Source organism: Rhodobium orientis, from assembly GCF_003258835.1.
Classification (GTDB): domain Bacteria; phylum Pseudomonadota; class Alphaproteobacteria; order Rhizobiales; family Rhodobiaceae; genus Rhodobium; species Rhodobium orientis.
In genome coordinates, this window is sequence record NZ_NPEV01000032.1 from 17,199 (window position 1) to 40,975 (window position 23,777).

The following is a 23,777-nucleotide window of genomic DNA, read 5'->3' on the forward strand; positions in this document are numbered from 1 at the left end:
GCCTTGCATTTTTCCCCTTGGTGGTTTTCCGAGGGTGCGCCGCACGGTTTTCCGACCACGAAAACCGGTGACCGGTCCGCTGCGGCGGATCGCAAGCTGGGTTCCCTTCAGGCGGACTTTGCGCCGGTTTTCGGGAATTGCTTGACGCGGCGGCCGCAACTCCATAAGTTTCGCGCCGGTTTTCGACATCTGCCGACGACTGCAACCGACCGGGGCCCGAAAAGGTATAAAGAGCCCCCGGAGGTCAACACCCGCCAGCGCGTTGCGCCCGCGGGTGCGTTTTGCGTTTGGCCGATGGATGGTTTCATTGCCGCGCTCCCCGGGCCTTGTGTCCCGGCGCGGCGGACAAAGACAGAGCGAAGCGAGAGCTCATGTTCGACAATCTGTCAGATCGCCTCGGCGATATTTTCGACAAGCTGACGCGGCGCGGAGCGCTTTCGGAAAAGGACGTCGGCGAGGCGCTGCGCGAGGTGCGGCGGGCGCTGATCGAGGCGGACGTGGCGCTGGAGGTGGTGCGCGCCTTCACCGACAAGGTGCGCGAGCGCGCCGTCGGCGCCGAGGTCGTCAAGTCGGTGACGCCGGGCCAGATGGTCATCAAGATCGTCCACGACGTGATGATCGAAACGCTTGGCGCCGAGGGCAAGCCGATCGACCTCAACGCGCCGACACCCGTGCCGATCATGATGGTCGGCCTGCAGGGCTCGGGCAAGACGACGACGACCTCCAAGATCGCCCTGCGGCTTACCAAGCGCGAGAAGCGCAAGGTGCTGATGGCCTCGCTCGACACGCGCCGCCCGGCCGCCCAGGAGCAGCTCAAGGTGCTCGGCGAGCAGTACGGCATCGACACCCTGCCGATCGTTGCCGGCGAGACGCCGCCGCAGATCGCCAAACGGGCGATGACCGCCGGCCGGCTTTCCGGCTACGACGTGGTCATCCTCGATACCGCCGGCCGCACCCACATCGACGAGCCGCTGATGATGGAGATGGCGGAGATCCGCGACGTCGCCCAGCCGCACGAGACGCTGCTCGTCGCCGACGCGCTGACCGGCCAGGACGCCGTCAATCTCGCCAAGAGCTTCGACGAGCGGGTCGGCATTACCGGCATCTGCCTGACGCGAATGGACGGCGACGGCCGCGGCGGCGCGGCGCTGTCCATGCGCGCCGTCACCGGCAAGCCGATCAAGCTCATCGGCACCGGCGAAAAGGCCGAGGCGCTGGAGGAGTTCCATCCCTCGCGCATCGCCGACCGCATCCTCGGCATGGGCGACATCGTCTCGCTCGTTGAAAAGGCCTCGGAAGCCATCGACGCGGAAAAAGCCGCCAAGATGGCCAAGAAGATGCAGAAGGGGTCGTTCGATCTGGAAGACCTCGCCGACCAGCTCGGTCACATGCAGAAGATCGGCGGCATGTCGGGCATGCTCGGCATGATGCCGGGAATTGGCAAGATCAAGAAGCAGCTCGACGCGGCCAATCTCGACGACACCATCGTCAAGCGGCAGATGGCGATCATCAATTCCATGACGGTGAGGGAAAAGCGGGCACCGAAGCTGCTCAACGCCAGCCGCAAGCGGCGCATCGCCGCCGGCTCCGGCACCGAGGTGCAGGACGTCAACAAGCTCCTGAAGATGCACCGCCAGATGGCGGACATGATGAAGAAGATGGGCAAGGGCAAGGGCCTTCTCGGCGGCATGATGGGCGGCAAGGCCCCGCAGGTCGATCCGGCCGCGCTGGAAGAGATGGCCAAGGGCGGCGGCATGCCCGGGCTTCCCCCTGGCGGCCTCGGCGGTGGGCTTCCGGGCGGAATGGGCGGTCTGCCCGGCGGCTTTCCCGGATTGCCGGGCGGCAAGCTGCCCGGCATGGGCGGTTTCCCGGGTCTTCCCGGCGGAAAAGGCAAGAAGAAGTGACGATCCCGGAACTTTCCACCGAGCGGCTGCGCTTCCGGCAGTGGCGCAACGAGGACCTTGCGCCCTTTGCCGCCTTCTATGCCGATCCTGCCGCCTCGCGCTTCATCGGCGGGCCGAGCAACCGCGAGGCCGTGTGGCGGCGGATCGCCAGCTATGTCGGCCACTGGACGCTGCGCGGCTACGGCCTGTGGGCGCTGGAGGACAAGGCCACCGGCCGGTTCGCCGGCTATTGCGGGCTCTGGTATCCGGACGGCTGGCCGGAGCCGGAGATCGGCTGGGGCCTGATGAAACAGTTCCAGGGCCGCGGCCTGATCACCGAGGCGGCGCTGCGCGTGCGCGCCTATGCCTATGACGTCCTCGGCTGGCAGACGGCGGCAAGCTGCATCGCCGACGACAACGGCCCGTCCCGGCGCGTCGCCGCCCGGCTCGGCGCACGCCCCGAGCGCAACATCATCATTCTCGGGAATGTCGCCACCCTCTACCGGCATCCCGCCCCGGAACAGTCCGGACAATCGTAACACCCGATCAACCACCGAAATCGAAACCAGGAGACCCTGAATGGCCCTTAAAATTCGTCTTGCCCGTGGCGGCACTAAGAAGCGTCCGTTCTACCGGATCGTCATTGCCGACGTGCGCTCGCCGCGCGACGGCCGCTTCATCGAGCGCATCGGCACCTACGACCCGATGCTGCCGAAGGACGGCCAGCGGGTGACCCTGAACGAGGAACGCGCTCGCCACTGGCTCGACAACGGCGCCAAGCCGACCGACCGTGTCCTGCGCTTCCTCGCCGACGCCGGCATCCTGACCCGTCCGGCGCGCAACAATCCGCAGAAGGCGCTGCCCGGCAAGAAGGCGCAGGAGCGCATCGACGCCGCCAAGCAGGCCGAGGAAGAAGCCGCCGCCAAGGCCGCGGAAGCCGCTGCCGCGCCGGCCGAAGAAGCCCCGGCCGAAGAGGCGAGCGCGGAGTAATAGCGCGCCGCGCCGCCTAGAGCGGTTCACGCGATTACGGAATCGCCCGAAACGCTCTAGCTTTTTGTTTTGACGCGTATTCTTTTCCGAAAACCGGTCTCCACGTTTCGCTGACGCGGACCTCCGGTTCGGGAATACGCTCAAGCGGTGATCCATGGCCGACCCGGACCGCATCCTTCTGGGACAGATCGGTGCCGCCCACGGCATCAAGGGCGAGGTGCGCCTGAAATCCTTCACCGAGCCGCCCGAGGCGATCGCCGACTACGGCACGCTTTCGGCCGGCAACGGGCGGGATTTTGCGATCACCGAGTGGCGGGCGTCGAAGGGCGTGCTGGTCGTCCGGCTCTCCGGCGTTGCCGACCGCAACGCGGCGGAGGCGCTGAATGGCACGGAGCTCTACGTTGCCCGCGATCAGCTCGGCGCGCCGGAGGAGGACGAGTTCTTCCACGCCGACCTGATCGGGCTCGACGCCGTTGACGCGGGCGGCGTGCCGTTCGGCAAGGTGATCGCGATCCACGACTTCGGCGCCGGCGATCTCCTGGAGATCAAGCCGGCGGACCGGCCGAGCGCCTATCTGCCGTTCACGCTGGAAGCCGTGCCGGAGGTGGATGTCGCCGCCGGCCGCGTCGTCGTTGCGCCGCCGCCGGGCCTCTTCGACGACGGCACGGACAAGGACGACGCGGCGGAGCGTTCGCCGGACGCCGGGTCATGACCATCCGTTTCCGCAGCGCCCAGGCGGCCGACCTTCCGGTGCTGATTGCCATGATCGCCGCCGATTCCCTTGCCGCTTCCCGCGAAGGCGCGGCCGATCCGGACAATCCGGCGATCCGGGCCGCGTTCGAGGCGATCTCGGCGGACCCGAACAACGACATCCTCGTTGCCGAGCGGGATGGAACCGTGATTGGCTGCCTGCAGCTCACCTTCATTCCGGGCCTCACCTATGAAGGCGGCACGCGGGCCCATATCGAGGCGGTGCGGGTTGCCGCAAGCGAACGCGGCCAGGGCATCGGTCAGAAGCTTGTCGAGGAGGCGATCTCCCGGGCGCGGACAAAAAACTGTGCGCTCGTCCAGCTCACCACGGACCGGCGTCGCGCGGATGCTGCGCGGTTCTTCGAGCGGCTCGGCTTTGCCCCCAACCATATCGGCATGAAGCTGTGGCTCAGATGACCTGGAATGCCACGGTGCTCACCCTTTATCCGGAGATGTTTCCGGGCCCGCTCGGTGTCTCGCTCGCCGGCCGGGCGCTGGAGGCCGGCACCTGGTCGCTCAAGACGGAACTGATCCGCGACCACGCCCTCGACAAGCACCGCTCCGTCGACGACACGCCGGCCGGCGGCGGGCCGGGCATGGTGATGCGCGCCGACGTGCTCGCCCGGGCGATCGATGCGGTGGCGCCCGAGGGCGATCCCCGGCCGAAATTCCTAATGAGCCCGCGCGGCCGGCCGTTGACGCAAGGTCTGGTCCGCGATCTCGCCGGCGGGCCCGGCGCCGTCCTCGTCTGCGGCCGCTTCGAGGGGGTCGACGAGCGGGTGATCGCCGCGCGGGGCCTCACCGAGCTATCCGTCGGCGACTATGTGCTGTCCGGCGGCGAGGTGGCGGCGATGGTGGTGCTCGATGCCGTGGTGCGGCTCCTTCCCGGCGTCATGGGCGCCGAGGCGTCGGGCACGGAGGAGAGCTTCGAGACAGGGCTCCTGGAATATCCCCATTACACGCGGCCGGCCGAATGGGAGGGCCGGACCATCCCCGAGGTGTTGTCCTCCGGCCACCACGGCCGGGTCGAGGCCTGGCGCCGGGAGGAGGCCGAACGGCTGACCCGGGAGCGCCGGCCGGACCTTTGGGCAAGGCACAAGGACCGCACCGACGACTGACGGCCCGCCGGGCCTTCCTTGACAGGTTCCTGCCCCCGGCCTATCGCTCGCGCCTTGGCTGACCCGGCTTCCTGTCCGCGGCGCCGCAACCCGGAGCACCTGCCCGACATGGCAAAATTCCTCGACATCGGCGGCGAACGCTTTGCCGTCGGCAACCGCACCCTCGTCATGGGCATCCTCAACGTGACGCCCGATTCGTTCTCCGACGGCGGCCGGTTCGACGACCACGGCATGGCCCACGCCCATGCGCTGCAGATGGTGGAGGACGGTGCCGACATCATCGATGTCGGCGGGGAATCGACGCGGCCGGGCTCCAGGGAGGTGTCGCTGGAGGAGGAGGCCGCGCGGGTCATCCCGGTAATCGAAGCGCTCGCCAAGGCGATCTCGGTTCCGATCTCGGTCGACACCTACAAGGCCGAGGTGGCGCGCCGGGCGCTGGAGGCCGGGGCCGCTATCGTCAACGACGTCTGGGGCCTGCAGCGCGATCCCGACATGGCCGGCGTCGTCGCCGATGCCGATGCGACGCTCGTCGCCATGCACAACCGCGATCCCGCCGAGGACGGTGTTGATGTGATGTCGGAGCTGATGGCCTTCTTCGACCATACGCTGGCCATCGCCACCATCGCCGGCATCGACCGCTCGCGCATTATCCTCGATCCGGGCATCGGCTTCGGCAAGACGGCGGCGCAGAACGTTCAGGTCCTGTCGCATCTCGACGACCTCAAGCGCTTCGGTTTGCCGATCCTCGTCGGCACGTCGCGCAAATCCATGTTCGGCAAGTTTCTCGGCCTTCCCGTCGACCGGCGCCTCAACGCCACGCTCGCCAGCAATGTGCTGGCGGTCGCCAAGGGGGCGGACATCGTCCGCGTCCACGACGTCAGGGAGCACGTGGAGGCCTGCCGCTTCGCCGATCTGGTGACAAGACCCTTGTCTGGGGAACCGAATGGCTGATCGCATTGTTCTGAAGAATATCGTCGTGCACGCCTTCCACGGCGTCCACGCGGAAGAGGCGCGGCTCGGCCAGCGGTTCGAATTCGACGTCGCCTGCGTGACCGATACGCGCGATGCCGGGACGAGCGACGACTATTCCCGGGCGCTCTGCTACGAGAGCCTGTTCCGGACCGTGGAGGATGTCGCGACCGGATCCCGCTACCATCTCCTGGAAGCGCTGGCGGAAACAGTCGCCGCGCGCATCCTGGAGCGCTTCGAGACGGTGAGCGCGGTCGACATCACCGTACGCAAGCCGCAGGCGCCGATCGCCGGCATGTTCGACTTCGTGGCGGTCGAGATCTTTCGCGAAAGGCAGTGAGTTCTGACATGACGGAAGCGGCTATCGGCCTCGGCAGCAATATGGGCGACAAGGCGGGCACCATCGCGCGGGCGATCGCGCTCCTCGATGCCGCATCCGGCGTTACGGTCACGGCGCGGTCCGGCTTCTTCAAGACCGATCCCTGGGGCGTCACCGACCAGGACTGGTTCGTCAATGCCTGCGTCCTGGTGGAGACGACGCTGCCGGCGCGCGAGCTTCTCGACCTTTGCCTTGCCATCGAGGCCCGGCTCGGCCGCAAGCGGATCAGCCGCTGGGGGCCCCGGGTGATCGATCTCGACGTGCTCTTCTTCGGCGAGGAGGCGATCGACGAGGCCGGGCTCACCGTGCCCCATCCGCACATGCTCGAGCGCGCCTTCGTGCTCGCCCCGCTGGCCGACATCGCGCCGGAGAAGGTGATCTCGGGCACTTCCGTCCGCGACGCGCTAAACCGCCTCGGCGGCGACGGCGTCCATCGCCTGGAGCCGGCCGGCGCGGCGGAATGAGAGATTCGGCATATTTTCCAAACGGTTCCGACCAATCGCATAAACCGTCTACGATTTATTAATTGTATTCATTCGACGAAGCCGGCGGAGATTTCGGTCGGCTCACGGCCTGGCGCGCGCGGCCGACCCCTTCGCACCGGCCCCTTGGTCGATCTTCTTTCCACCCCATGTATTCCTTCCGGGGGAACGCCGGCCGCGGCAGTCCGGCACAGGCGGCCCGGCCCGGGGATATCCTCAGGGACAGGCGTCCTTCGGACCCCACCTTTGGCGCATGCCTTGCAGTCGTTGATGCGCTTGAAATGCTCCAACCGCCTTTTTTGGCGGGTATTCTGATCCGAACCTGCTATTCGGGAATTCGCTTTAGGGAGATGCTTTCATGACACGGGTTTTCTCAGCAGCCCTTGCCGGGGTTCTCACCGCCGGACTTGCCGGCGCGATGTCGTTCGGGGCGGCCGGGCCGGCGTCCGCCGCCTCGGAGCGCTTTGCCCGCCTCGGTGACTGGGTCGTCTTTGCGGTTTTCCGCGACGGCGAATTCCGGGCCTGCCGGGCACGGCTGCGCAGCCGCACCGCCGGCGCCCTCATCTTCAGCTATAACGGCCGCATCTGGCGCGTCGGCGTGCCGGGCACCGGCAGCAGGACCAAGGTCGCGGGCGACCTTTTCGTCGACGATTTCTCGCAGTTTGCCGACTTCGCCGGCTCGCGCGACGGCAAGCGCGCGGCAACGCGGGTGGACGATGCTTTCATCGATGAGGTGCGCGCCGGCCGGGTCTTCGGGGTGCGGCTCGGCGGGCGCGAGCGGCGCTGGTCGCTGAACGGTTCCGCCGCCGCGCTGTCGGCGGCCGAGGACTGCGTCGCCCAGAACGGCGGCCCGGCCCGGCGGCCGAAGCTGAAGCGGTTCGAGATGCCGAATGCCCGCACGGCTGCCCCGGAGCCGCGGGCAGAGCCTCCGGTGATGCGCAATGCTGCGCGGTCCGGCGCCGGCTGTCCGGCGCCCGGCGCCATGCCCTCGCCGTCGTCCGATGTGCGGCGGCAGGTGCGGTTCACCAACCGGGCCGACCAGGCGGTCAATATCTACTGGCTCGATTCCGGCGGCACGCCTGTGGAATTCGCCGCGCTGATGCCGGGCGAGACGACGACGCTCGACAGTTTTTCCGGCCACCGCTGGATCGCCAGGGATTTCCAGGGCCGCTGCCATGGCGGCGTGATGACGGTGGACGACGGCGGCAACCGGTTCACTATCCGGTAGGCGGTTCGACGATGCATGGCGAGAGGGCGGGCCCGCGGGTCCGCCTTTTCTTTGCCGTGGGCCCTTAGTCCCGCATCAGGGCGACGACCGGGTCGAGCCGCGAGGCGTTGCGCGCCGGCAAATAGCCGAAGGCGACGCCGATGAGGCTGGAGCACAGGAACGCGGCGACGATCGAGGTCGTCGAATAGATCAGCGTGAAATTGGAGCCGACCAGCTTGAAGAGCGCGCCGAAGCCGAGGGCGGCGGCGATGCCGAGGACGCCGCCGATCAGGCAGACCAGAACCGCCTCGATGAGGAACTGGCGCAATATGTCGCCGCGGCGGGCGCCGACGGCCATCCTGACCCCGATCTCGCCGACCCGTTCGGAGACCGAGACCAGCATGATGTTCATGACGCCGATACCGCCGACGAAGAGCGAGATGAGGGCGATGGCAGCGATCAGCAGCGTCAGCGTTTCCGTCGTGGAGGTGATGGTGCGGCGGATGTCGTCGGTGTTAAGGATGAAGAAGTCCTTGGTCCCGTGCCGCGAGGTGAGGAATTTGGTGACGGCCTTTTCGGCGAGGTCCGTGTCGGTGTCGTCGCTGACCTGGACGGTGATGGAGCGCAGCCGGGTGTCGCCGAGGATGCGGGTCTGGACCGTGGTGTAGGGCAGGTAGACGGAGGGGTTGTTGGAGGAGCCGAAACCGCCGCTGCGCGGCTCCACGACGCCGATCACGCGGCAGGGGACCGGACCGACGAAGACCACCTTGCCGACCGGGTCGACGCCGTCCTTGAAGAGCGCCGACTGGGTGTTCTGGTCAATGACGGCGTCCTGGCTGCGCCGTGCGACGCTGTCGGCATCGAACAGGCGGCCGGAGGCGAGCTTCAGCCCCTCGGCGGCGAAATAGGCGTCGCTGACGCCGTTGATGCGCCCGCTCGCCTCCTCGGCGCCGAAGCGGATGGTGTCGCTGGTCGTCACCGTCGGCGTGACGGCGGCGACATAGGGCTGGCGGGCCAGCGCGTTGGCGTCGGCGACCACCAGCGTGGTGATGCGGCCCGAGCGAACGTCGCCGAAGTCCCGGCCGGGAAAGACTTCCAGCGTGTTGGTGCCGAGGCTGGAGATGTTGGCCAGCACCTTCTGGCGCGAGCCCTCGCCGAGGGCGACGACGGCGACCACCGAGGCGATGCCGATGATGATGCCGAGCATGGTCAGGAACGCCCGCACTTTGTGGGCGCGCATGGCGACGACGGCCATCCTGAACGCCTCTCGGAAACGGGCCGCCTCGGCGCGAAGGGAGCGGGCGCCGGCGTTCAGCTTTTCGCCTTCATCGCGGCCGGCGCACGCCACGGTTCCGGCGCTGTCGGTCCGGGTGTCCGCAACGATGACGCCGTCCTTCAGCTCGATGGTGCGGTTGGCGTGGGCGGCGATGGCCGGGTCGTGGGTGACCATGATGACGGTCTTGCCGTCGGCGTTGAGCTCCTGGAGGATCTTCAGGACCTCCTCGCCGCTCTGGGAATCGAGGGCCCCGGTCGGCTCGTCGGCAAGGATCACCTCCGCGCCGTTCATCAGCGCGCGGGCGATGGAGACCCTTTGCTGCTGGCCGCCGGAAAGCTGGCCGGGCCGGTGGCCGAGCCGATCGTCCATGCCGAGCCGGGAAAGAAGGGCAACGGCGCGCTCGTGCCGCTCCTCGCCGCCGCGGCCGGCATAGATCGCCGGGATTTCCACGTTGCCGACGGCCGTCAGTTCGGCGAGCAGGTGATAGCGCTGGAAGATGAAGCCGAAATGCTCCCGGCGCAGGGCGGCCAGTTCGTCGGCGTCACGCTCGGCGGTCTCGCGGCCGTTGATGCGGTAGCTGCCGCCGGTCGGACGGTCGAGGCAGCCGAGGATGTTCATGAGCGTCGACTTGCCGGAGCCCGACGCACCGACGATCGCCACCATCTCGCCGCGCTCGATGGTCAGGTCGATGTGGTCGAGGGCGAGCAGTTCGTCCTCGCCGGCGCGGAACGCCCGCGTCAGGCCCTTGACCTCGATCAGCGGCTTTGTGTCCGCTGTCATCTCAGAACCCCATCGGGCCCCGGCGCGGGCGGCGCTCGCGGGTCGCCGTCTCGCCGCTCCGGGTGCCGGTGACGACGCGCGCGCCCTCCTCGAGCCCGGAGCGGACTTCGGCGACCGACTTGTCGTTGAGGCCGATCTCGACCTTGCGGGTCGCGACCTCCCCGTCCGTTTCAAGAACGTCGACAGTGCGGCTGCCGTCCGCATCGCGCGGTCCGATGGCGACGGCCGGGATGGTGAGAACGTCGCGCGCGGCGCCGAGCACGATATGGACCTCGGCGGTCATATAGGTCCTGAGGTGCCCGTCGGGGTTCGGCACATGGAAGATGCCGTTGTAGTAGATCGCCTCAGTCGAGGACGACGAGGTGCTCGAGGACGAACTGCTGATGGCGGGATCGTTGACGATGGAGTCCGGAGCCGGCTCGATCGATTCCAGCACCGCGTCATAGCGGGTGTCGAGGTCGCCGACGATGGTGAAGTAGACCGGCTGGCCCGGCTTGACGTTGACGATGTCGGCCTCGGAGATTTCCGCCTCCACCTTCATGCTGTCGAGCTGGCCGAGGACGACGATGGTCGGTGCGGACTGGGCCGCGTTCACCGTCTGGCCCTCCTGGTTGACGATCGCCAGCACCGTGCCGCCCATCGGCGCGGTGATGCGGGTGTAGCCGAGATTGGCGCGGGCGGTCTCCACCGCGACCTCAGCCTCGACGACCTGGGCGGCGAGGGCGTCGATCTGCGCCTCGGTGGTCTTGACGGCGGCCTCGGCGGATTCGAAATCGGCCTGGGACGTGGCCTGCTGGGCGAGCATGCGGCGCTGGCGCTCAAGGCTCTGGCGGTTGAGCGTGAGCGTCGCCTCCTTTTCCACTTTCTGGGCGCGGACGTTGGCGAGCGTCGCTTCGGCCGTGCGCAGGGCATTTTCCTGGGTGACGGAATCGATTTCCGCGATCAGGTCGCCTTCCGTCACGGTGTCGCCGAGGGCAACGTGCAGGGCCGTGATGCGGCCGGAGACCTGGGCGCCGACGGCGACCAGCTTGGCCGGCCGCAAGGTGCCGCTGGCCAGTACGGTGACCTCCACGTCGCCGCGGCGCACCGGTGCGGTCATGACGTCCGGCGCCTCCTCCTCGACGAGGTAGGGGCGGGCAAACCAGGCCGCCGCTGCGATCACGGCGAGAACGACGAGGGCAACGCCGATCCGGCGGCCGAGGGATCGTTTGCGTGCCGGTGCGCTCATCGGCGGTTTTTCTCCGTCATGCGAAAGACGACGAGCAGGATGCCGGCGACGATACCGCAGCCGAGGATCGCGCCGGACATCGGATAGGCCGTGTCGTTGTGGATCGTGCTGATGACGGCGCTGACGATGGCGGCGGTGCCGAACTGCAAGAGGCCGAGCAGGGCGGAGGCGCTGCCGGCATTGCCCCGGCTCTGGGCCATGGCGATGGCCATGGCGTTGGTCGAGATCAGCGGGATGACGCCGACGATGGCCCAGAGCGCCATGACGACGAGGACCAGCGAGCCCGTCGCGACGGCGAGGTTGAGGGCGATGGCGGCGGCAATGGATACGGCGATGCCGATCGCAAACACGGTGCGCGGCTCCAGCGTCTTCAACAGGGCACGGTTGACCTGGGCGCCGACCATCAGGGCGGCGGCGACGATGCCGAACAGCCAGCCGTAATGCTGCTCGCTGAGCCCGTAGATCTCGATAAAGACGAAGGACGAGCCGCTGATGAAGGAGAACAGGCCGCCAAAGGCGAAGCTGCCGACGAGGGCCGGCAGGATGAAGGCGCGGCAGCTGGCAAGCCGCAGATAGGTCATGACGATGGAACCGAGATTGGCGCTGTTGCGCTCGTCCTCAGGCAGGGTCTCGGGCAGGAACCGGGCGGCCGCGGCAAGGCAGACGAGGCCGAACAGGCCCAAGAGGACGAAGACGGCCGGCCACTGGCTGACCGTGAGCACATAGCCGCCAAGCACCGGCGCGACGATCGGGGCGATGCCGATCACCGTGATCAGCATGGAAAACACCCGCGCCGTCTCGCGCTCGTCGAACAGGTCGCGGACGGCGGCGCGGCCGACGACCATGCCGGCGCAGCCGGACAGCCCCTGCAGCAGCCGGAGGCCGACGAAGGCCTCGATGGTCGGGGCAAAGGCGATCAGGAACGAGGTGACGGTGAAGATGGCGACGCCGATGAGCAGCGGCAGGCGGCGGCCGAGGCGGTCGATCAGCGGACCGTAGATGATCTGGCCGACGGCCAGCCCGAGGAAGAACACCGACAGGCTGAGCTGGACGTGGCCGGAATCGGTGCGAAAGCTCGCCGCGATCTCCGGCAGGCCGGGCAGGTAGAGGTCGGTGGCAAAGGGGGCAAAGGCGGTCAGCGCGCCGAGCAGCAGCGTCAGGCCGGCAACGTTTATTCCCTTTGCGTCAAGGTCAGTTCTCTCAACAGGCGTCATTCGGTTCCTTGCGGCCTGGCTGCGAACGCCGGACCGCTCCATGTCGGCGCGTAGGAACGCGCCGGATGCGTGAATTCCATTTCAATCTGTCCCGCGGGCCGTGGAGGCGCCCCGCGGGAGAGTGCGGTCAGGTCCGCAGCGCTGTCACCGCGCAGGCGCGGGACGGGGCCTGATATCGACGAAATGCGGCCCGGTGTTGACATCGACGACCTCCGGCTTGGAGCTGTCGACCTCTCCGGACCAGCCGCCGCCCAGCGCCTTGTGCAGCGAGATGTAATCCTGGGTGATGGCGACGCGGCTGGCGATCAGGGCGTCCTCGGCCGAATAGAGCGAGCGTTCCGCGTCGAGCACGTCCAGGAAGCTCGACGAACCGGTGTCGTAGAGCGAGCGGGCGAGGCTTGCCGACTTGCGGTAGGACTGCACCGAGGAGGCCAGCCGGCCGTGCTTGATGCGCTCCTGGCGCAGGGCGACGAGGGCGTTCTCGACGTCCTCCAGCGCCGTCAGCACGGCGCTGCGATAGGCGAGGAAATACTGGTCGCGCTGGGCTTCGGCGATTTCGACGCCGGCCTTCAACTGGCCGCCATTGAAGATCGGCACGGAGACCGTCGGGCCGAACGACCAGCTTATCGACGACGACTTGCCGAGGTCGCCGAATTTGCGGGCCGAGGTGTCGATGTTGCCGATCAGGCTGACCTTGGGATAGCGCTCGGCCTCGGCCTGGCCGATGCGGGCGGTGGAGGCGGCGAGCTGGCGCTCGGCCAGCCGCACGTCGGGCCGGTCGATGAGGACGTCGGCGGGAATGCCGGTGGGGATCGGCCAGCTCGGCCGCGGAATCGCCTTCGGCTTGTTCATGCGGTCGGCGAGCGCGGCGGGCGGCTTGCCGGTGAGGACGCCGAGCCGGTGCACAGCCTGGTGGAAGGCGGCGCGCAGCGCCGGGATGTTGGCCTCGGTGTCGGTCTGCTGGCCGGAGGCGTTGGCGACGTCGAGGGCGGTGGCGGCGCCGGCCTCGAACTTGTTGCGGGTGAGGTCGGCGGTCTCGCGCTGGGAGCCGGCGGTGCGCTGGGCGAGCGCGATGCGGGCCTGGTAGCCGCGGGCGTCGACATAGTTGGCGGCGACGTCGCCGACCAGCGTGAGGAGCGTTGCCCGCAAATCCTCCTCGGCCGCGTCGAGGCCGTACTGGGCCGCCTCCACGGCGCGCTTGTTGACGCCGAAAAGGTCGATCTCCCAGCTCGCGTCGAAGCCGGCCTGGTAGAGCTTGTAGTGCTCGCCGTTACTGCCGCCGGCGCCGGTGCTCTTGTTGCTGGTCGCCGAGCCGCTGCCGGAAACGCCCGGCAGCATGGCGCCGAAGCTCTGGCGATAGGCGGCCCGGGCCTCGCGCACGCGCGCCTTGGCGGCGGCGACGTCGAGATTGCCGGCGACCGCCTCCTCGATGATCTGGTTGAGCAGCGGGTCGCGCAGCCGGCGCCACCATCTGGCGAGCTCCGGCGGGCGCGGCGTTGCCGTGTCGCCCTTGGCGTGGCTCCAGCCGTCGGGCATCGACAGGAACGGCGTCTGGTAGTCCGGACCGACGGCGCAGCCGGCCAGCAGCGCCGCGGTCAGACCGGCGACCGCCATCCGCGGAGCGTGCCTCATGCGGGGGGCGGGAGATGCGGCTCGGGGCAACGTCTCGGGTCGGGCACACCGGGTCACGGTCTTCATCCTTGCGATTCGACGGCCGGGTTCTGATCGCCGGCGGGGGGAGGTGTCGAGGCATCATCGCGCCTCTTGTCGCTGCGGAAGATACGCCGAACGACGACAAAGAGAAGGGGGACGAAGAAAATGCCGAGGAAGGTGGCCGCGATCATGCCGCCCATGACGCCGATACCGATGGAATTCTGCGCGCCGGAGCCCGGACCGTTGGCGATTGCCAGGGGCGTCACGCCGAGGATGAAGGCGAAGGACGTCATCAGGATCGGCCGGAGGCGCTGGCGGGCCGCCTCCTGGGTCGCCTCGACGAGCGGCTTGCCCGTATCGAGCTGGGCGAGCGCGAACTCGACGATGAGAATGGCGTTCTTGGCGGCAAGGCCGATCGTTGTCAGCAGGCCGACCTTGAAATAGACGTCGTTGGTCTGGCCGAAATAGAGCGCGGCGGCGACGGCGCCGAAGAAGCCGATCGGCACCGAGAGCATGACGGCGAGCGGCGTCGCCCAGCTCTCATAGAGGGCGGCCAGGCTGAGGAAGACGACCAGCATGGAGATGGCGTAGAGTGCCGTCGCCTGGTTGCCGGAGAGTTTTTCCTGGTAGGACAGGCCCGTCCATTCGAAGGAAAAGCCGGCCGGCAACTGCTCGATCAGCCGCTCGATCTCGTCCATCGCCTCGCCGGAGCTGATGCCGGCGGCGGCGGAGCCCTGCATCTCGACCGCCGAGGAGCCGTTGTAGCGTTCCACGCGCGGCGAGCCGAAGGTCCAGCGGCTGTCGGAGAAGGACGAGAACGGCACCATCTGGCCGGCGCTGTTGCGCACATGCCAGCGGGCAACGTCCTCCGGCTGCATGCGGAATTCCTTGTCCGCCTGCAGGTAGACCGGCTTGACGCGGCCGCGGTCGATGAAGTCGTTGACGTAGTCGCTGCCCCAGGCGATCGACACTGTCTGGTTGATGTCGGCAATACCGATGCCGAAGGCGCTTGCCCGTTCCTGGTCGATGTCGATCGAGAACTGCGGCGTGTCCTCCTGGCCGTTCGGCCGGGTGTTGGCGAGCAGCTTCGACTGGCCGGCAAGGCCGAGGAGCTGGTTGCGGGCCTCGATCAGCTTGTCGTGGCCGGCGCCGTTGATGTCCTGGAGGTAGAAGTTGAAGCCGTTGGTGTTGCCGAGGCCGCGGATCGCGGGCGGGGCCAGCGCAAACACGCGGGCGTCCTTGATCTGCATCAGCGCGGGCATCGCCCGTCCGGCCATCTCCTGGGCCGAGGTGCCGGGGCCATCGCGTTCGTCGAACGGCTTCAGCCGGATGAAGGACAGGCCCACATTCTGGCCGCGGCCGCCGAAGCCGAAGCCGGCGACGGTGAACACGCTTTCGACCAGCTCCGCCTCGTTCTTGCGGAAATGCTCGTCGATCTGGTCGAGGACGGCGAGGGTGCGGTCCTGTGTCGCGCCGGCCGGCAGGGTGGCCGAGGCGATCAGGAAGCCCTGGTCCTCTTCCGGCAGGAACGAGCCCGGCAGCTTTTCGAACAGCCAGACCGCGGCGACGACGATCGCCAGGAACACGGCGACGAAGCGGATCGAGCGGTGCACGATGGCGCCGGTGCCCGTGTGGTAGCCGCGGGTGGTGCGGTCGAACATCCGGTTGAACCAGCCGAACGGCCCCTTCTGGGTCGCATGGTCCGGCGGCGGCTTCAGGATCGTCGCGCACAACGCCGGCGTCAACACCAGGGCGACGATCAGCGACAGCACCATGGCCGAGACGATGGTGACGGAGAACTGGCGGTAGATGACGCCGACCGAGCCGCCGAAGAACGCCATCGGGATGAACACGGCGGACAGCACGGTGACGATGCCGATCAGGGCGCCGGTGATCTCGCGCATGGATTTGCGCGTCGCCTCGCGCGGCGGCAGCTTTTCGTCGTGCATCACGCGTTCGACGTTCTCCACCACGACGATGGCGTCGTCGACCAGGAGGCCGATGGCCAGCACCATGGCGAACATGGTCAGCGTGTTGATGGAAAAGCCGAAGACGGCGAGCACCCCGAAGGTGCCGAGGAGGACGACCGGGACGGCCAGCGTCGGGATGATGGTGGCGCGGATGTTCTGCAGGAACACGAACATGACGATGAAGACGAGGACGATGGCCTCGATCAGCGTCTTCACCACCTCTTCGATGGACAGGCGCACGAACGGGGTGGTGTCGTAGGGGTAGACCACCGTGACGCCGGCCGGGAAGGTCGGCCGCATGCGCTCGATGGTGTCGCGGACCCGCTGCGCGGTCGACAGCGCATTGGCGCCGGTGGCGAGGCTGACGCCGACGCCGGCCGCCGGCTGGCCCTGGTAGCGCGCCGTGGTGTTGTAGCTTTCCGAGCCGATCTCCACCCGGGCGACGTCGTTGAGGCGGACGATGGAGCCTTCGGTGGTACTCTTCAGGATGATGTTGCGGAACTGCTCAGGGGTCTGCAGGCGGCTGCGTGCGGTGACCGTGGCGTTGAGCTGCTGGCCCTCGACGGCGGGCAGGCCGCCGAGCTGGCCGGCCGAGACCTGGGTGTTCTGGGACTGCACCGCAGCGGCGATGTCACCCGGCATCAGGGCGTATTTCGACAGCTTGTCCGGATCGAGCCAGATCCGCATGGCGTAGCCGGAACCGAACACCTGGGTCTCGCCGACGCCTTCGACGCGGTTCAGCGTGTCGATCAGCGTGCTGTCCACATAGTCGGCCAGGTCGGTCTGGGTCATGTCGCCGGTCTCGGAGATGAAACCGATAACCAGCAGGAAGCCGGAAGACGACTTGTTGACCGTCAGGCCGTTGTCCTGCACCGCCTGGGGAAGCTGCGGCGTGACGAGCTGCAGCTTGTTCTGGACCTGCATCTGGGCGACGTCGGGGTCGGCGGCACTGGTGAAGGTGAGGACGATTTCCGCGCGGCCGATGGAGGTCGACGTCGCCGACATGTAGTCGAGGTGGTCGATGCCGGTCATGCCGCTCTCGATCACCTTGGTGACGGAGTTCTCCACCGTCTGCGCGTCGGCACCGGGGTAAGTGCCGGAAATGCGCACGGTGGTCGGCGCGATGTCCGGATATTGCGAGATCGGCAGCGTGTTCAGGGCCAGCAGGCCGCCGAGCATGATAACGATTGCAATGACCCAGGCGAAGATCGGCCGGTCGATGAAGAAAGATGACATTCGGGTCTCAGTCCTTGGCCGCGCCGGGCTTCTGTTTCGGTCCGGCTTCGGCAGCGAGCGCGAGCGTGGCGGGATCGTCCGGCGCCGCGGCGCCCTGCTTCAGTTCAGACACCTCTCCGGTGGTCTCGTCGATGACGACCTCCACGGTCGTCACGTCGGCACCTTCGCGCACGAACTGTGACCCGGTGACGACGATGCGGTCGCCGTCGGAAATGCCGTCGCTGACCAGCCAGTTGTTGCCGACGCTCGAGTTGGTCTCGAGAATGCGCTGCTCGATCTTATTGTCCTCGGTCACGAACAGGGCCGTCGCATCGCCCTTGGTGCTGCGGCTGACGGCGCGCTGCGGCACCACGAAGCTGTTTTCCGCAATGCCTTCCTCGACGAGCGCGCGGACATACATGCCGGGCAGCAGAAGCCGGTCCGGATTGGGGAACTCGGCGCGCAGCGTGTAGGTGCCGGTGGTCCGGTCGACATAGGATTCGACAAACGCAAGAGTGCCGGACTCCGCATAGAGCGTTCCGGTCTCCAGCTTCAGGCGCACGGTGATGTTGTCGCCGCGCAGCTTGATCCGACCTTCCTCGACCGCCTTCCTGAGGTTGAGCAGATTGGTGCTCGACTGGGTGACGTCGACATTGATCGGATCGAGGGTGCGGATCGTGGTCAGCGCGGTCGACTGATTCGCCGTGACGAGGGCACCAACGGTCAGTTGCGATTCGTCGACCCGCCCGTCGATCGGCGCCAGCACCGTCGTATAGGTTAGGTTGATGCGGGCGGTTTCCACCTGGGCCTTGGCGACCGCGACGTCTGCATTGGCCTGGGCCAGCGTCGCCTTGGCATCGTCCAGCTCCTGACTGGAGATGGCGTTCTGCTTGATCAGATTTTCGTAGCGCTTGACCTTGGCCTCGGCGCTCGGCACCGCGGCCAGCGCCTTTTGCAGGGTGGCGCGGGCGCTCTGATAGGCGGCGCGGTAGGTGGCGTCGTCGATCTGGTAGAGCGGCGCGCCGGCCTCCACCTCGCTGCCCTCGGTGAACAGGCGCCGGCGGATGATGCCGTTGACCTGGGGGCGCACCTCGGCAATCAGCGAGGCCGTCGTGCGGCCCGGCAGTTCCGCGGTGATCGCCACCGACTGGGGATGCAGCGTCAGGACACCGACTTCGGGCTTCGGCCCGCCGCCCGGTGCCTGGGCATATGATTCGGTCGCCGCGACCAGGGCTGCAGCGGTGAAGAGGGCGACAAGGCCCGTTCGGAGCGTCGCCCGGGCCGCTTGCCGTTGTGCGTTGGCGAACGCACAACGGCGCGGCGCCGGTGCTCCGGCATGCCACGTGATTGTTTGGCGCAAAGGTTGGAACCCTTATTTACAAAACCTTCGATTACCAATATTCAGGTGGTGAGGCGATGTCAACTGCCGCGAGGAATACCGAATGACTTCGATTGCCCGACCGTTGCCGGAAAGCCACGAGGGGGGTGCAGACCAGCACTCGGGAGCCGGGCGCCGAAAGCGCGGCCGTCCGAAGGCCATGCCGGACAACGTACAGCGCGGCATCATCATCGAACAGGCCCATGAGCTGTTCCTGGCCAATGGATACGGCGGCACCACCATGGACCAGATTGCCGGGGCCTGCCGGGTTTCCAAGCGCACGCTCTACCGGCTGTTTCCCGGCAAGCTCGACCTGTTCGCGGCGATCATCGACAAGCACCGTCAGCGCATGCTGCTGTTGCCGGGCGACTATGACGACATGCCTCTGGACCTTGCGCTGGAGACCATCTTCCGCGTCGAGATCGATCCGGATGACAACCGAAGGCGCCAGGCGCTGATCCGGCTCGTCATCATCGAGACCCGCCAATATCCGGAGCTGCACACCACGGCGCGCGAATACGGCGCGATCCGCGCAAGGCGGGAACTCGCGGACTGGCTCGACCGGCAATGCGCGTGCGGCCGCCTGGAGATCGACGATACCGAGGCGGCGGCACAGATGCTGCTGGACATGGTGTTCGGCGCGATGGCGGCAAAGGTGAGCGGCGCCGAACTGGACTGGCCCGGCGAAAATGACCGAGAGGGCTACATCCGGCGCTGCATCCAGGTGTTCCTGCACGGCGTGCAGACGCGGGAGAGCGTTCCCGCATAACCGGGCTCCGGCGCGGTCAGCCGAGGTCGGTCCCTTCGCGGGCCACTGCCTCTACGAGCGGCGGGTCGACGAGATCGGCCACGGCCCGGAAGGCCGCCACGATGCGCTGCTGCTCGGCCTCGGGCAGGTCGGCAAATCCCGTCACGAAGCGCCGCCCGAAAAGCGCCGGCGCGCCCTTCAGGATGCGTTCGCCCTCCGCAGTCAGGCGGGTGCGGACGATGCGCCGGTCGGTGGCGCTGCGCCGCCGCGTGACGAGCCCGCGGGCCTCCAGCTTGTCGAGAATGGTGACGGTGGTCGCCGGGCTGAGATCGGCCTGGTGCGACAGCGCCGCCGTCGTCAACTGGCCGAAATCGCGGACCGCCTGCAGGACGACGATCTGGGGGATCGTCAGGCCCGCCTCGCGGGCGACCTTTTTCGAGCGAATGTCATTGGCCCTGACGATGCGGCGGATCGCCTTCATGACATGGGCCGCGTTGTCGATGGCCCCGACGTCTGGCGTTGCGTCTGGCGTTGCGGCGTCCGGCGCCGGATCGGGCACGGTGTCGTCCGCAAATCCGTCGTGTCTGGCGGCGTTGTCGCCGGCGGGGCCGAGCGGGTCGCTCACGTGTCAGGGTCTCCTGTCCGAGTGTGAGGCAATTCGTTACACCAGAAAATATTTGATTTCAAATCATTTGTATTCTAATGAATTTGCCGACTGGCGCGGGATATCCCGCGCCTTACGTTTACGGGGAGACATCTCGCCGGGAACGCCCGGGCGCCGATCGCGTTGTTGCCGGGGCGATGCCAGAGGCCATTGACGACCTTCGCCCAGGAACGGGCGGCGGACAGGAAAAACAGGGCGTCTCCAGCGGCTCCACGGGCCTTGGCAGATGCCCCTTCGTTTGATCGCAGACATTGGGAGAATTCAGTCCAGCATGTGTGGAATTGCCGGAGAAATCCGCCTAGACGGCAGCTTTGCCGACGGTGAAGCCGTCGCCCGCATGACCGAAACGCTGGCCCCGCGGGGGCCCGACGGAACGGGCATCCTGGCGCGCGGGCCGGTCGCCTTCGGCCATCGCCGGCTGAAGATCATCGACCTTTCGGAAAAGGCGGCGCAGCCGATGACGGACCCGGAACTGGGTCTCACCATCGTCTTCAACGGCTGCATCTACAACTATCCGGAGCTGCGCGGCGAGCTGGTCGCAAAGGGCTACAAGTTCTTCTCCCACGGCGACACGGAGGTGATCCTGAAGGCGTTCCATGCCTGGGGTCCCGACTGCGTCAAGCGCTTCCACGGCATGTTCGCCTTTGCCATCGCGGAACGCGACACCGGCACCGTGACGCTCGCCCGCGACCGCTTCGGCATCAAGCCGCTCTACTATTCGGAAACCGGTTCCCGGCTGCGCTTTGCCTCCAGCCTGCCGGCGCTGCTTGCCGGCGGCGACATCGACCGGACCATCGATCCCGAAGCGCTGCACAACTACATGACCTTCCACGCCGTGGTGCCGCCGCCGCGCACGATCCTCAAAGGCGTGCGCAAGCTGCCGCCGGCGACCGTGCGCCAGATCACCGCCTCGGGCGAGATCACCGACACGCTCTACTGGCAGCCGCCCTACGAGCGCGATCCGGCGCTTTCCGGCCTGTCCCGCGAAGATTGGCGCGACCGGGTGCTGGAAGCGCTCAGGGTCGCCGTGCGCCGGCGCATGGTGGCGGACGTTCCGGTCGGCGTGCTGTTGTCCGGCGGCGTCGATTCCAGCGTCATCGTCGGGCTCCTTGCCGAGGAAGGCCAGAAGGACCTGATGACCTTTTCCATCGGCTTTGAGGAGGCGAACGGGGAAAAGGGCGACGAGTTCGTCTATTCCGACCTCATCGCCAAGACCTTCCAGACCGACCACCACAAGATCTTCGTGCCCTCGGCCGATCTCATCGGCTCGCTGCCGGACACGATCTCGGCGATGTCGGAGCCGATGGTCTCCTACGACAATATCGGCTTCTTCCTCCTCAGCCGCGAGGTCTCCAAACACATCAAGGTGGTGCAGTCCGGCCAGGGCGCGGACGAGGTGTTCGGCGGCTATCACTGGTATCCGCCACTCGCCAACACCAACGACGTCGTCGGCGACTACGCCAAGGTGTTCTTCGACCGCAGCCACGAGACGCTGAAGGGCCATCTCGCCCCGGACTGGATGCCGGACGCCGACATCAGCCGCGATCTCGTCGCCGAGCATCTCCTGATGGACGGCGCGGCAACCCCGGTCGACCGGGCGCTCCGGCTCGATTCCCAGGTCATGCTGGTCGACGACCCGGTGAAGCGGGTGGACAACATGACGATGGCCTGGGGCCTGGAGGCGCGGGTGCCGTTCCTCGACCACGAACTCGTGGAAATCGCCGCCGCCGTGCCGCCGGAACTGAAGCTGATGGAGAACGGCAAGGGGGTCCTGAAGGACGCCGCGCGCCAGGTCGTGCCGAGCGAGGTCATCGACCGCAAGAAGGGTTATTTCCCGGTGCCGCAGCTCAAATACATCGAGGGCCCCTATCTCGATCTGGTGCGCGACACGCTGACCAATCAGGCGGCGCGCGACCGGGGCCTCTTCCGGAAGGACTATCTCGACCGGTTGTTCGACGACCCGACGGCCCATATCACGCCGCTGAGGGGCTCGGAACTCTGGCAGGTGGCGCTTCTGGAGATGTGGCTGCAGGCCCACGACATCTGATCCCGATCATCCAGGACGCCCGATCACTCAGGAACAACGTCATGGCCGAAACGATGGACCATCCAGAGACCGGCAAAGCCGCCGCCGAACCGACGACGGCACCGAAGACGAATTACGCCCTCGATTGCGGCTGGGGGCGGCTCATCTTCGGGCAGACCTTCACCGATCCGGAGACGCTGATCTCGGTCCTCCAGAAGGAACTGCCGGAACGGCGCGACATCGCCTTCTACATCAAGGACCCGCACGTTCTGCTCGCAAACGCGCCGCAGGAGGTGTTCCTCGATCCCTCGCACAGCTTCCGGCTGGACCTGACGACCTACCGGCCCTCGGACCGGCAGCTGTCGGGCTTTTTCGTGCGCCGGCTGACGTCGAAGGCCGACGCCGATGCGATCAACCGGATCTTCGCCATGCGCGGCATGGTGCCGGTGCCGCTGGAGTTCTTCTGGGCCCAGCGCGATGCGCGGGCGATCTGCTATTTCGTCGCCGAGGACGAAGTTACCGGCGAGGTGCTCGGCACCGTCACCGGGGTCGACCATGCCCGTGCCTTCGGCGATCCGGAAAAGGGCTCGTCGCTGTGGTGCCTTGCGGTCGACCCGCAGGCGCGCCAGCCCGGCGTCGGCGAGGCGCTGGTGCGCCGCTTGGCGGAATATTCGGCCGAGCGGGGCGCGGCCTATCTGGACCTCTCGGTCATGCACGACAACAAGCAGGCCATCGCGCTCTATGAAAAGCTCGGCTTCGAGCGGGTGCCGCTGTTCACCGTCAAGCGCAAGAACCCGATCAACGAGACGCTGTTCACCGGTCCGGAGATCGACGAGGCGCTCAACCCCTATGCCAAGATCATCGTCGACGAGGCGCGCCGGCGCGGCATCCTCGTTGAGGTCACCGATGCCGCGGGCGGTTTCTTCCGCCTTTCCTATGGCGGCCAGACGGTGAAATGCCGCGAGAGCCTGTCGGAATTCACCACCGCGGTGGCGATGTCGATCTGCGACGACAAGGCCGTGACACGGCGCATGGTGGAGGCCGCCGGCGTGCGCGTTCCGGAGCAGATGTCGGCCGATGCGGGCGAGGAGGCGATCGCCGCCTTCCTCGGCAAGCACGGCCGGGTCGTCGTCAAGCCGGCGCGCGGCGAACAGGGCCGCGGCGTCTTCGTCGGGCTGGAGAACCTTGAGGACGTGCAGGCGGCCATCGAGGCGGCGCGCAAATTCGCCGATACGGTGCTGCTGGAAGAGTGCGTGGAGGGCCAGGACCTCCGGCTCGTCGTTATCAATTACCGGCTGGTTGCCGCGGCCATCCGCCGGCCGGCCTGCGTCGTCGGCGACGGGCGGCGGACGATCCGCCAGCTCATCGAGGCGCAAAGCCGGCGCCGCTCGGCTGCGACCGGCGGCGAATCGACCATTCCGCTCGATGCGGAGACCGAAAAGGTCGTCGCGGCGGCCGGCCATGACCTCGACACCGTGCTGGAGGAGGGGACCGAGCTGGAGGTCCGCAAGACGGCGAACCTGCACACCGGCGGCACCATCCACGACGTCACAGACGGCGTGCATCCCGCGCTCGTGGAAGCGGCCGTCAAGGTCGCCCGGGCGATCGAGATCCCGGTCGTCGGCGTCGACTTCATGGTGACGTCGCCACGCGGCCCGGACTATGCTTTCATCGAGGCCAACGAACGGCCGGGCCTTGCCAATCACGAACCGCAGCCGACGGCGGAACGCTTCATCGACCTGTTGTTCCCGCTGTCGATGCCCTCGGCCATGCGCCAGGCGGTGCAGGAACTGGCACCGGCCAGGATGAACACGAGATAACGACGACCAGACCGGGAGAGGACCCCC

General features: G+C 67.4%; 20 protein-coding genes. 13 read left to right on the forward strand and 7 right to left on the reverse strand.

Features of this window, described 5'->3' with window-relative positions; genetic code table 11:
- Positions 1-371 precede the first annotated feature (371 nt).
- The 10 genes from ffh (at position 372) to CH339_RS14640 (ending at position 7,799) form a co-directional block, all read left to right on the forward strand.
- On the forward strand, positions 372-1,904 hold the full coding sequence (gene ffh, locus CH339_RS14595) for a signal recognition particle protein (protein WP_111435096.1): 1,533 nt from the start codon (positions 372-374) through the stop codon (positions 1,902-1,904).
- Positions 1,901-2,422 carry a GNAT family N-acetyltransferase gene (locus CH339_RS14600; RefSeq protein WP_111435097.1) on the forward strand — a complete coding sequence of 174 codons (522 nt, stop codon included), beginning with the start codon at positions 1,901-1,903 and terminating at the stop codon, positions 2,420-2,422. The genes ffh and CH339_RS14600 overlap by 4 nt, the downstream gene beginning before the upstream one ends.
- A 40-nt stretch (positions 2,423-2,462) precedes the next feature.
- Complete coding sequence (gene rpsP / locus CH339_RS14605) at positions 2,463-2,873, forward strand: 30S ribosomal protein S16 (RefSeq protein WP_111435098.1); 411 nt, start codon at positions 2,463-2,465, stop codon at positions 2,871-2,873.
- A gap of 154 nt (positions 2,874-3,027) precedes the next feature.
- Positions 3,028-3,585 carry a ribosome maturation factor RimM gene (rimM, locus tag CH339_RS14610; protein WP_111435099.1) on the forward strand — a complete coding sequence of 186 codons (558 nt, stop codon included), beginning with the start codon at positions 3,028-3,030 and terminating at the stop codon, positions 3,583-3,585.
- Positions 3,582-4,040 (forward strand): GNAT family N-acetyltransferase, encoded by a 459-nt coding sequence (locus CH339_RS14615; RefSeq protein WP_111435100.1) that lies wholly within the window; start codon positions 3,582-3,584, stop codon positions 4,038-4,040. The genes rimM and CH339_RS14615 overlap by 4 nt, the downstream gene beginning before the upstream one ends.
- Complete coding sequence (gene trmD, locus CH339_RS14620; protein ID WP_111435101.1) at positions 4,037-4,741, forward strand: tRNA (guanosine(37)-N1)-methyltransferase TrmD; 705 nt, start codon at positions 4,037-4,039, stop codon at positions 4,739-4,741. The genes CH339_RS14615 and trmD overlap by 4 nt, the downstream gene beginning before the upstream one ends.
- 108 nt (positions 4,742-4,849) lie before the next feature.
- Positions 4,850-5,692 (forward strand): dihydropteroate synthase, encoded by an 843-nt coding sequence (gene folP / locus CH339_RS14625; protein WP_111435102.1) that lies wholly within the window; start codon positions 4,850-4,852, stop codon positions 5,690-5,692.
- A complete protein-coding gene (folB, locus tag CH339_RS14630) occupies positions 5,685-6,050 on the forward strand; it encodes a dihydroneopterin aldolase (protein WP_111435103.1) in 366 nt (121 codons plus the stop codon). Before folP ends, folB begins: the two co-directional genes overlap by 8 nt.
- An 8-nt stretch (positions 6,051-6,058) precedes the next feature.
- Positions 6,059-6,553: a 2-amino-4-hydroxy-6-hydroxymethyldihydropteridine diphosphokinase gene (folK, locus tag CH339_RS14635; RefSeq protein WP_111435104.1), complete on the forward strand. Its 495-nt coding sequence runs from the start codon at positions 6,059-6,061 to the stop codon at positions 6,551-6,553.
- Positions 6,554-6,929: 376 nt separating this feature from the next.
- The gene (locus CH339_RS14640) at positions 6,930-7,799 is read left to right on the forward strand and encodes a VHL beta domain-containing protein (RefSeq protein ID WP_111435105.1); all 870 of its coding nucleotides are present in this window, start codon (positions 6,930-6,932) and stop codon (positions 7,797-7,799) included.
- A gap of 64 nt (positions 7,800-7,863) precedes the next feature.
- Here the strand turns inward: CH339_RS14640 and CH339_RS14645 are convergent, their stop codons facing one another.
- From CH339_RS14645 to CH339_RS14670, 6 genes are all read right to left on the reverse strand, one after another.
- A complete protein-coding gene (locus tag CH339_RS14645) occupies positions 7,864-9,834 on the reverse strand; it encodes a MacB family efflux pump subunit (protein WP_111435106.1) in 1,971 nt (656 codons plus the stop codon).
- Position 9,835: 1 nt separating this feature from the next.
- A complete protein-coding gene (locus tag CH339_RS14650; RefSeq protein WP_111435107.1) occupies positions 9,836-11,062 on the reverse strand; it encodes an efflux RND transporter periplasmic adaptor subunit in 1,227 nt (408 codons plus the stop codon).
- Positions 11,059-12,276 carry a Bcr/CflA family multidrug efflux MFS transporter gene (locus CH339_RS14655; RefSeq protein WP_170138532.1) on the reverse strand — a complete coding sequence of 406 codons (1,218 nt, stop codon included), beginning with the start codon at positions 12,274-12,276 and terminating at the stop codon, positions 11,059-11,061. The genes CH339_RS14650 and CH339_RS14655 overlap by 4 nt, the downstream gene beginning before the upstream one ends.
- 144 nt (positions 12,277-12,420) lie before the next feature.
- Entirely contained in the window at positions 12,421-13,890 is a 1,470-nt protein-coding gene (locus tag CH339_RS14660; RefSeq protein ID WP_111435109.1) for an efflux transporter outer membrane subunit, read from the reverse strand.
- Positions 13,891-13,970: 80 nt separating this feature from the next.
- Positions 13,971-17,135 (reverse strand): efflux RND transporter permease subunit, encoded by a 3,165-nt coding sequence (locus CH339_RS14665; protein WP_111435110.1) that lies wholly within the window; start codon positions 17,133-17,135, stop codon positions 13,971-13,973.
- A gap of 7 nt (positions 17,136-17,142) precedes the next feature.
- A complete protein-coding gene (locus CH339_RS14670) occupies positions 17,143-18,345 on the reverse strand; it encodes an efflux RND transporter periplasmic adaptor subunit (RefSeq protein WP_111435128.1) in 1,203 nt (400 codons plus the stop codon).
- Positions 18,346-18,652: 307 nt separating this feature from the next.
- Here CH339_RS14670 and CH339_RS14675 point away from each other — a divergent pair, with 307 nt between their 5' ends.
- Complete coding sequence (locus tag CH339_RS14675; RefSeq protein WP_244669212.1) at positions 18,653-19,261, forward strand: TetR/AcrR family transcriptional regulator; 609 nt, start codon at positions 18,653-18,655, stop codon at positions 19,259-19,261.
- 16 nt (positions 19,262-19,277) lie between these two features.
- Here the strand turns inward: CH339_RS14675 and CH339_RS14680 are convergent, their stop codons facing one another.
- The gene (locus CH339_RS14680; RefSeq protein ID WP_306461180.1) at positions 19,278-19,865 is read right to left on the reverse strand and encodes a MarR family winged helix-turn-helix transcriptional regulator; all 588 of its coding nucleotides are present in this window, start codon (positions 19,863-19,865) and stop codon (positions 19,278-19,280) included.
- A gap of 310 nt (positions 19,866-20,175) precedes the next feature.
- Between CH339_RS14680 and CH339_RS14685 the strand changes: the two genes are divergently transcribed.
- Entirely contained in the window at positions 20,176-21,951 is a 1,776-nt protein-coding gene (locus tag CH339_RS14685; RefSeq protein WP_111435112.1) for an N-acetylglutaminylglutamine amidotransferase, read from the forward strand.
- A gap of 53 nt (positions 21,952-22,004) precedes the next feature.
- Positions 22,005-23,750 carry an N-acetylglutaminylglutamine synthetase gene (gene ngg, locus CH339_RS14690; protein WP_111435130.1) on the forward strand — a complete coding sequence of 582 codons (1,746 nt, stop codon included), beginning with the start codon at positions 22,005-22,007 and terminating at the stop codon, positions 23,748-23,750.
- Positions 23,751-23,777: the final 27 nt, after the last annotated feature.

What these genes read in the sequence shown, in the direction of transcription:
- rpsP (WP_111435098.1), top strand. Translation starts at nt 2,463, where the DNA reads ATGGCCCTTAAAATTCGTCTTGCCCGTGGCGGCACTAAGAAGCGTCCG.
- trmD (WP_111435101.1), top strand. Translation starts at nt 4,037, where the DNA reads ATGACCTGGAATGCCACGGTGCTCACCCTTTATCCGGAGATGTTTCCG.
- CH339_RS14615 (WP_111435100.1), top strand. Translation starts at nt 3,582, where the DNA reads ATGACCATCCGTTTCCGCAGCGCCCAGGCGGCCGACCTTCCGGTGCTG.
- ffh (WP_111435096.1), top strand. Translation starts at nt 372, where the DNA reads ATGTTCGACAATCTGTCAGATCGCCTCGGCGATATTTTCGACAAGCTG.
- CH339_RS14675 (WP_244669212.1), top strand. Translation starts at nt 18,653, where the DNA reads ATGCCGGACAACGTACAGCGCGGCATCATCATCGAACAGGCCCATGAG.
- folK (WP_111435104.1), top strand. Translation starts at nt 6,059, where the DNA reads ATGACGGAAGCGGCTATCGGCCTCGGCAGCAATATGGGCGACAAGGCG.
- CH339_RS14645 (WP_111435106.1), bottom strand. Translation starts at nt 9,834, where the DNA reads ATGACAGCGGACACAAAGCCGCTGATCGAGGTCAAGGGCCTGACGCGG.
- CH339_RS14660 (WP_111435109.1), bottom strand. Translation starts at nt 13,890, where the DNA reads ATGGCGGTCGCCGGTCTGACCGCGGCGCTGCTGGCCGGCTGCGCCGTC.
- rimM (WP_111435099.1), top strand. Translation starts at nt 3,028, where the DNA reads ATGGCCGACCCGGACCGCATCCTTCTGGGACAGATCGGTGCCGCCCAC.
- folB (WP_111435103.1), top strand. Translation starts at nt 5,685, where the DNA reads ATGGCTGATCGCATTGTTCTGAAGAATATCGTCGTGCACGCCTTCCAC.
- CH339_RS14685 (WP_111435112.1), top strand. Translation starts at nt 20,176, where the DNA reads ATGTGTGGAATTGCCGGAGAAATCCGCCTAGACGGCAGCTTTGCCGAC.
- CH339_RS14650 (WP_111435107.1), bottom strand. Translation starts at nt 11,062, where the DNA reads ATGAGCGCACCGGCACGCAAACGATCCCTCGGCCGCCGGATCGGCGTT.
- CH339_RS14655 (WP_170138532.1), bottom strand. Translation starts at nt 12,276, where the DNA reads ATGACGCCTGTTGAGAGAACTGACCTTGACGCAAAGGGAATAAACGTT.
- ngg (WP_111435130.1), top strand. Translation starts at nt 22,005, where the DNA reads ATGGACCATCCAGAGACCGGCAAAGCCGCCGCCGAACCGACGACGGCA.
- CH339_RS14640 (WP_111435105.1), top strand. Translation starts at nt 6,930, where the DNA reads ATGACACGGGTTTTCTCAGCAGCCCTTGCCGGGGTTCTCACCGCCGGA.
- folP (WP_111435102.1), top strand. Translation starts at nt 4,850, where the DNA reads ATGGCAAAATTCCTCGACATCGGCGGCGAACGCTTTGCCGTCGGCAAC.
- CH339_RS14665 (WP_111435110.1), bottom strand. Translation starts at nt 17,135, where the DNA reads ATGTCATCTTTCTTCATCGACCGGCCGATCTTCGCCTGGGTCATTGCA.